Annotated in this window: 6 protein-coding genes; 4 read left to right on the top strand and 2 right to left on the bottom strand. The window is 74.8% G+C overall.

Going from position 1 to position 7,232, the window contains the following annotated elements:
• Positions 1-6: 6 nt before the first annotated feature.
• The 3 genes from ACFXGA_RS08535 to ACFXGA_RS08525 are packed head-to-tail and all read left to right on the top strand — an operon-like array spanning position 7 to position 3,265.
• On the top strand, positions 7-1,239 hold the full coding sequence (locus tag ACFXGA_RS08535; protein WP_378085688.1) for an ATP-binding cassette domain-containing protein: 1,233 nt from the start codon (positions 7-9) through the stop codon (positions 1,237-1,239).
• Complete coding sequence (locus ACFXGA_RS08530; RefSeq protein WP_378085601.1) at positions 1,229-2,284, top strand: ABC transporter permease; 1,056 nt, start codon at positions 1,229-1,231, stop codon at positions 2,282-2,284. Before ACFXGA_RS08535 ends, ACFXGA_RS08530 begins: the two co-directional genes overlap by 11 nt.
• Positions 2,285-2,296: 12 nt before the next feature.
• Positions 2,297-3,265 (top strand): aldo/keto reductase, encoded by a 969-nt coding sequence (locus ACFXGA_RS08525; protein ID WP_378085599.1) that lies wholly within the window; start codon positions 2,297-2,299, stop codon positions 3,263-3,265.
• 617 nt (positions 3,266-3,882) lie between these two features.
• Here ACFXGA_RS08525 and ACFXGA_RS08520 read toward each other — a convergent pair.
• Positions 3,883-4,155 carry a GlsB/YeaQ/YmgE family stress response membrane protein gene (locus ACFXGA_RS08520; RefSeq protein WP_378085597.1) on the bottom strand — a complete coding sequence of 91 codons (273 nt, stop codon included), beginning with the start codon at positions 4,153-4,155 and terminating at the stop codon, positions 3,883-3,885.
• A gap of 381 nt (positions 4,156-4,536) precedes the next feature.
• On the opposite strand from ACFXGA_RS08520, the gene ACFXGA_RS08515 reads away from it, so the two are divergent.
• Entirely contained in the window at positions 4,537-6,144 is a 1,608-nt protein-coding gene (locus ACFXGA_RS08515; RefSeq protein ID WP_378085594.1) for a LuxR C-terminal-related transcriptional regulator, read from the top strand.
• Here ACFXGA_RS08515 and ACFXGA_RS08510 read toward each other — a convergent pair.
• On the bottom strand, positions 6,141-7,118 hold the full coding sequence (locus ACFXGA_RS08510; protein WP_378085592.1) for a Dyp-type peroxidase: 978 nt from the start codon (positions 7,116-7,118) through the stop codon (positions 6,141-6,143). The genes ACFXGA_RS08515 and ACFXGA_RS08510 overlap by 4 nt on opposite strands.
• Positions 7,119-7,232: the final 114 nt, after the last annotated feature.

Below are 7,232 nucleotides of genomic sequence, written 5' to 3'. Positions count from 1 at the left end.
GTTGTAATGGCGGTGGGGTGTGGGATACCCTTTGGCCCCCCCCGCCGCGCGGGGGGGGGGTGCGCCTTGCCGCCCCCCGGGGGCAGCCGCCGCGAGGCGGCCGAGCTGCTCGAGACCTGGCAGGTGCCGGTGGCCCCCGACCTCCCGGCCCGGGAGCTGTCGGTGGAGCAGCGGCAACTGGTGGAGATCGCCGGCGCGCTGTCGCTGGGCGCGCGGTTCGTCATCCTCGACGAGCCGACCGCCCAGCTGGAGTCCCAGGCCATCCACCGGCTGTTCGACCGGCTCCGGGCGCTGCGCGAGCAGGGCGTGACGTTCCTGTTCATCTCCCACCACCTGCCGGAGGTCTACGAGATCTGCCAGCGGGTGACCGTGTTCCGCGACGCCCGGCACGTGGTGACCGACACCGTGGCGGCGCTGGACCGCGACCGGCTGGTGGCCGCGATGATCGGCGAGGCGCGCGGGCTGGTGCAGGTGGGCGCGGACCGGCCGGCCGTGCCGCCCGACGCCGACCCGGTGCTGGAGCTGACCGGGGTGAGCGTGCCCGGCGCGGTCGAGCACGTGGACCTGACCGTCCGGCGCGGCGAGATCGTGGGCGTCGCGGGCTCGGCGGCCAGCGGCAAGCGGCAACTGGCCGAGGCGATCGCCGGGCTGCGGCCCCGCGGCGGCACGGTGGTGGTCGCCGGGCGGCCGGTGCGCGGCGGCACCGTCCGCGCGGCCCTGGCGGGCGGCATCGGCTACCTGCCCGGCGACCGCAACGTGGACGGGTTCGTCGGCGGGTTGTCCATCGCCGAGAACGCCACGATGACCATCGCGGGCAAGCTCGGCCCCGGCGTCCTGGTGCTGCCGTCCCGTCGGGACGCGGAGGCCCGGAACATGATCGCCGAGCTGGACGTGCACGCGGCGGGCCCGCACCAGCCCGTGGGCGAGCTGTCCGGCGGCAACGCGCAGAAGGTCGTGATGGCCCGCGCCCTGGCCAGCGACCCCGAAGTGCTGGTGCTCGTGCAGCCGACCGCGGGCGTGGACGTGCGCTCGAAGGAGTCGCTGCTGGGCGCGGTGGACCGGCAGACCCGCGAACGCCGGGGCGCGCTGCTGGTCTCCGACGAACTGGAGGACCTGAGGGTGTGCGACCGGGTCGTGGTGATGGTGGGTGGCCGGGTCGTGGCCGAGCACCCGCGTGGGTGGGACGAGAGCAGGCTCGTGGCGGAGATCGAAGGAATCGGTGAGGACGATGACCAGTAGCGCGACCGACAGCACGGTGCGCGGGGGCGGCGGTGTGCCGCCCACCCGCGAGCCGGGGAGGCCGGCCAACCGGCTGCGCCTGGCGCGGCTGCGCGACCTGGCGCTGGTCCCCCCGATCATCGCCCTGCTGGTCTACGGCTACACGCTCAAGCCCGACCTGTTCCTGACCAAGGCGTACCTGGTCGACACCGTGCTGAAGTACCAGACGGAGCTGGCGCTGGTCGTGCTGGCCGAGGCGCTGGTGCTGATCGTGGGCAAGTTCGACCTGTCGCTGGAGTCCGTCGTCGGCATCGCGCCCGCCATCGCGGTCTTCATGGTCGTCGGCAGCACCGACTTCCTGGGCGCGCCGTGGCCCGCGTGGACCGTGCTGCCGGTGGCCCTGGTGTTCGGCGCGCTCGTCGGCCTGTTCAACGGGCTGCTGATCGTCAAGTTCAAGCTGTCGGCGTTCATCGTCACGCTGGCCATGCTCATCGCCCTGCGCGGCCTGCAACTGGCCGTGGTGGGCGGCGCGACCATGTCCAACCTGGCCAACCGGATCCCGGTGATCGACTACCTGGGCAGCCTGCGCGTGCTGACCCTGCCGCTGTCGATCTGGATCGTGGTGCTGTGCTTCGCGGTCGGCATCGTCGTCATGGGCTACACCAGGGTCGGGCGCTCGCTGTACGCGGTGGGCGGCAACCCGGCGGCGGCGCGGGCGGCGGGCATCCGGGTCGAGCGGGTCATCTGGACCACCCTGGTGATCGCGGGCGTGCTGGCGGCGTTCGCGGGCCTGATGCTGTCCGCGCGGCTGGGCTCGGTGGCCGCCAACCAGGGCGACGGCATGATCTTCACGGTGTTCGCGGCGGCGGTCATCGGCGGCATCAGCCTCGACGGCGGCAAGGGCACCCTGTTCGGCGCGCTGACCGGGGTCGTGCTGCTGGGCCTGATCCAGAACGTGCTGACGCTCGCGCAGGTGAAGGCCGACCAGATCCAGGCGGTGAACGGCCTGGTGATCCTGGTCGCGCTGGTGCTGGCGCGGCTCACCAGCGGCAAGGCGCAGGACTAGGGGAGGGGCGGGGTGCGGACGCGCAGGTTGGGCCGGTCGTCGGTGGAGGTGACCGCGCTGGGCTTCGGCGGGGCGGGCGTGGGCAACCTGGCGCGGGCCGTGGACGACGGGACGGCCGCGGCGACCGTCGCGGCGGCGTGGTCGGCGGGCGTGCGCTACTTCGACACCGCGCCGCACTACGGCCTCGGCCTGTCCGAGCGGCGCGTCGGGGAGGCGCTGCGGCGCCACCCGCGCGACTCCTACGTGCTGTCCACCAAGGTGGGCCGGTTGCTCGTGCCGGGGCCGGGAGCGCCGGACGACGCCGGGTTCGCCGTCGCCGCGCCGCTGCGCCGGCGCTGGGACTTCACCGCCGACGGCGTCCGCCGGTCCCTGGAGGGCAGCCTGGCCCGGCTCGGGCTGGACCGCGTGGACGTCGTGCTCATCCACGACCCCGACGACCACCTCGCCGCCGCGCTGGACGGGGCGTACCCCGCGTTGCACGAGTTGCGGGCGCAGGGCGTGGTCGGGGCCGTCGGGGTGGGCATGAACCAGTGGCAGGCGCTCGACCGCTTCGTCCGCGACACCGACCTCGACCTGGTCATGGTGGCGGGCCGCTACACGCTGCTGGACCAGTCGGCGGGGGAGGTGCTGCTGCCGCGCTGCCTCGACCGGGGCGTCTCGGTCCTCGCCGCCGGGGTGTTCAACTCCGGCCTGCTGGCGACCGACACCCCGGCCGGCCCCTACGACTACCGCCCGGCGCCGCCGGCGCTGGTCGAGCGGGCCCGCGTGATCGCCGCGCGGTGCGCCGCGCACGGCGTGGCCCTGCCCCAGGCAGCCATGGCGTTCGCCGCGCGGCACCCGGCCGTGGCGGGGATCGTGGTGGGGGCGCAGGACGCCGAGCAGGTGCGCCGCAACGCGACGCTGTTCGCCACCCCGGTCCCCGACGCCCTGTGGGCGGACCTGGCGGAGGCCGGGCTGCTCCACGACCCGCGGCGAGGGTGACGACGGCGGCGTGCGCCCGGCACGGCGGGCGTGGTCGGTGCCCCGGGCGGGCGCGGGAGCTGTTGTCCGCCACGCGTCCGTGCCGGGCGACGAGGCCGACCCGGTCGGGGCGAGCACCGCTCCTCTTGGCGGGGTTGGGTGTTACGGCCGGTTCACGCCTTTTCCGAGGGAGAAACGTCTCGTGCGCGCCGCCTTTGGCGTTGAGCCGGCAGTTGACGATACCGCCGCCGTTGGTGCTGGTCGTCACGTCACTGCCGACCAGGCGCGGGTACACGTCCGGGGAGAACTCCGACCGGCTCGTATCGGGGTGTTTCCCGGTCCGGCATGAGCGGAGAGGTGCGGGAAAGTGCCGCACGGGATCGAATGGCGCGACCGATCGGATCAGCGCGGCGATAACGGCGGGGTTCGGTTCGGTGGCGCATTCGCGTGGAGAACCGGCGGTGCGGGTCCGGTGTGGACTTTTTCGAGCTGTGGTGACGGACGGTGGCGCAGCGGTCCGGCCGAAGCGCTCCGTTGCCGGTCGAACCCGTCCGGCCGTGACGGGATCCGGTCCGCCCGCGACAGCGCCGGGCCCGCCGGTGGTGACCGGCGGGCCCGGGCGTCGTGGTGGTGCGGCGTCAGCCGTGCGCGCGGTGGCCGCGGCTCGTGACCAGGTGGTAGACGGCGAGCACCACGACCGAGCCCAGGATGGCGAGCAGCCAGGTGCTCAGGTCGAAGAAGCTGCCGATGTCGGACCCGAAGAGCGCGCGGCCGATGAAACCGCCGATGATGGCGCCGACGATGCCGAGCAGCATGGTGATGACGATGCCGCCGGGGTCCTTGCCGGGCATGACGGCCTTGGCGATGGCGCCGGCGATGAGACCCAGAACGATCCAACCCAGGATGCCCATGGTGCTTCCTTGTCCTCGTGCCACGCCGTCTCTCGTGACGCGGCGTGATCGCTACCGCCCCCTGGTTGCCCCACCCGAGCGGGTTTCACACCTCCCGTGACACCCGATGTGGTGGCGGCGGGTGGGCTGGCGGGCCGGGGCGGACCGGGCCGGGGGTGAATTGCGGCCGCAATCGTGCGGAACGCGAAAGGCGGCATTCGCTCGGCACGGGGCGGGAAGTGCGGTTTTCCGACCTTTCCGCTAATGGGGGTGAAGTTCACCCGGTTGTCGGGCATGACGACGCCGGCACTTGCGTGACAGGGTTGCTCCGGCCGGCACGGGTGAAGTCCGGGTGCCCCGTCGGATGGGCGGGACGGTCCGGCCTGGAAAGGGGCGAAAGCGGTGCCGCGCAGGACGCACTCCGCTCCGGGATCGGTCGCCGATTTACCGGAAACGCTGGCCGAGATCGTCGAAGTGCGGGACTGGGCCGCCCTGGAGGCCGTGTGCGACCGGCACTCCCTGTCCGCGGAGGGCGACCTCGCGGTCCGGTTGCTGCGCGCGCTCGGCCAGGTCCCCGTCGAGGAACTGCGCGCCCGCCCCCGGCTGATGCTGGCGTGGGTCACCGCCTACTACGCGGTGAGCCAACCCCACGGCGGTGAGCTGCGCCCGTTCCTGCGCCACTACGCCGAACTGGGCACCCGCCTGGCCGAGACCATGGACATCGACGGGGAGACGTCGGTGGCCACCCTCGTCACGGTCGGCGCCGCCGCGATGATCGGGCTCCGCCTGCGCGGGGCGGCGGCCGAGGCCGAGGAGCTGGGCGAGCGCCTGACGGCCCGCGCGGCGCGGCTCAGCGCGCTGCCGGGTGGCGACGCCGGACCGCGTCCCGGGTGGCTGGCCGTGCAGCGCGGCCTCACGCGGTCGCTCACGGGCGACTTCCCGGCCGCGGTGGAGCTGTACCGGCAGGCGTACGAGCGCGCCACGGGCGAGCCGGGAGCGGCGGCCACCGCGCTCAACGCCGCCGCGAACCTCGCGATGGTCTTCGGGCACCTCGGCCACGGCGCCCTGGCCCGCCGGTGGCTGGACCGGATGCGGGCGTTCGAGCCGCCCCCCGAGCGGGTCCGGCTGCTGCTCACCGCGGGCGGCACGATCGCCGAGGGCTGGGACGCGCTGGACCGCTACGACGAGGCGGAGCTGGCAGCCCGCCTGGCGGTCACCGGGGACGGCACCGCGCAGCTCGAGGTGTGGCCGTTCGTGGCGGCCCTGGTGTTCGCGCACGGGCTGCACCTCGGCGACCCGGCGGCGGCGTTGGCCCACCTGGGCACGCTCGCGCTCGGCCACGCGCCCGGACTCGTCGGGCTGGGCACCGCCTCCCGGGTGATCCGCCGCGCGCACGTCGACCTGCTGATCGCCACCGGCGAGCCGACCCGCGCGCTGCGGCTGATCAAGGAGTCGGACCCGGGGAACACCTGGCTCGCGGTGCCGGCCGCCCGGCTGCGCCTGCTCAACGGCGACTACGAGGCGGTCCGCGCGATGGCCGCGCGCACGTCGTGGCACGAGACCAACTCGCGCCGGGACGTGCGGCAGGTGCTGCTGCTCAAGGCGATCGCCGCGCGGCGCATGGGCGATCGGGACGAAGCCCGCCGGTCGCTGGCGCTGCTGCGCCGCGTCCGCACCCCCGACGAAGTGCTGTCCCTCGCCTCGCTGTCCCCGGCCGACCGCGACGAGGTGATCCGGCTGGGCGACCTGCCGCTGACCGACGAGGCGGCGCACCGCCTGGCGCGCGCCCGGCCGGTGTTCCCCGACCGCGTCGAGCTGGTGGAGCTGACCGCCCGGGAGCAGGTGGTCCTGGCCGAACTGGAGGCCGGCCTGACCGTCGCCGAGGTCGCGCGCAAGCTCGTGGTCTCCGTGAACACCGTGCGGACGCAGGTGAAAAGCGCTTACCGCAAGCTCAGCGCGTCCAGCCGCGAAGGCGCGCTGATGCGGGCCTACGAGCTGGGCGTGCTCTAGCGGAACAGGGTCGAGCCCAGCGGGCGTCCGTCGTCGAAGCCCGGCAGCACCAGGAAAGTGCCGCCGGCGGTCGTGGTGGTGAACGACAGGAGGGCGTCGCCGTGGTCCATGCGCGTCAGCGTTCTGGTGAACGTCGCCAGGTCGTTCTGGAAGCTGACGAAGAGCAGACCGGGGGAGGGCTGGTCGATGCTGTAGGAGCGGCGCAGCATCAGGCCCACGCCGACCGCGGCCGGGTGCGCGCGGCGGAGGTGGGCGTCCGCCGGGATGAGGTAGCGCCCGTCCGGCGTCTTCGCGCCCAGGTCCGGGTCGGACGCGATGGTGCCGCCGGACAGCGGCGCGCCGTCGTCCCGGCGGCGGCCGAAGACGGCTTCCTGCTCCGCCACGGGCAACGCGGCGAACCGGACCAGGTCCACCTCCATGCGCCGGACGACGGCGATCGTGCCGCCGGCGACCGGGGTCGGTCCGGCCAGCCAGAGGTCGCGCCGCTGCTGGTCGGCCGTGTGCGGGCCGACGACGCCGTCCACGAAGCCGAACGCGTTGCGCGGCGCGGTGAGGTCCCCGGTCACCGGGACCGCCGCGCCGCGCCGCCCGGACTGCCGCCAGCGCTCGCGCGCCCGGTCGCCGGCCTGGCCCAGCAACGCCGCCGCGGCGAGCGACACCACGACCGGGTCGCCCGCGCAGACCTGCACGAGCAGGTCGCCGCCCCGGTCCCGCGGCGCGATCCGCTCGTGGGCGAACGCCGGCAGGTCCGCGCCGCCGGGCAGGGCCGGGTCGACCAGGCCCACCAACCGGGGCCCGACCCCGACCGTCACGGTGAGGTCGCCGGGCGGCAGGCCGAGCAGCCGCGCGTCGGTCCCGGCGGTGAGCGCCCGGATCACGTCGCCGAACTCCGCCAGCAGCGGGCCGACCGCCACGCCCTCGGCGACGTCGGCCACCACGACCAGCAGGTGCGGTTGCGCGTCCCGGGGGAGCACGATGCCCGCCTGGTGCGGACCCGTCGGCGGCACCCGGGCGGGCGGCGGTGGGGGCTCCTTTCCGGCCCGGCGCGGGGGAGCCCCCCGGGGGGTGTGGGGCGCCCGCCGGCCCGC

The organism is Actinosynnema sp. NPDC059335, from assembly GCF_042752395.1.
Lineage (GTDB): Bacteria > Actinomycetota > Actinomycetes > Mycobacteriales > Pseudonocardiaceae > Actinosynnema.
The sequence above is the reverse complement of the archived record's forward strand: the minus strand, read 5'-3'. Positions and strand labels throughout refer to the sequence as shown.

Bases quoted from the DNA above. Each gene is read 5' to 3' on its own strand.
- ACFXGA_RS08535 (WP_378085688.1), top strand. From the start codon at position 7: ATGGCGGTGGGGTGTGGGATACCCTTTGGCCCCCCCCGCCGCGCGGGG.
- ACFXGA_RS08520 (WP_378085597.1), bottom strand. From the start codon at position 4,155: ATGGGCATCCTGGGTTGGATCGTTCTGGGTCTCATCGCCGGCGCCATC.
- ACFXGA_RS08530 (WP_378085601.1), top strand. From the start codon at position 1,229: ATGACCAGTAGCGCGACCGACAGCACGGTGCGCGGGGGCGGCGGTGTG.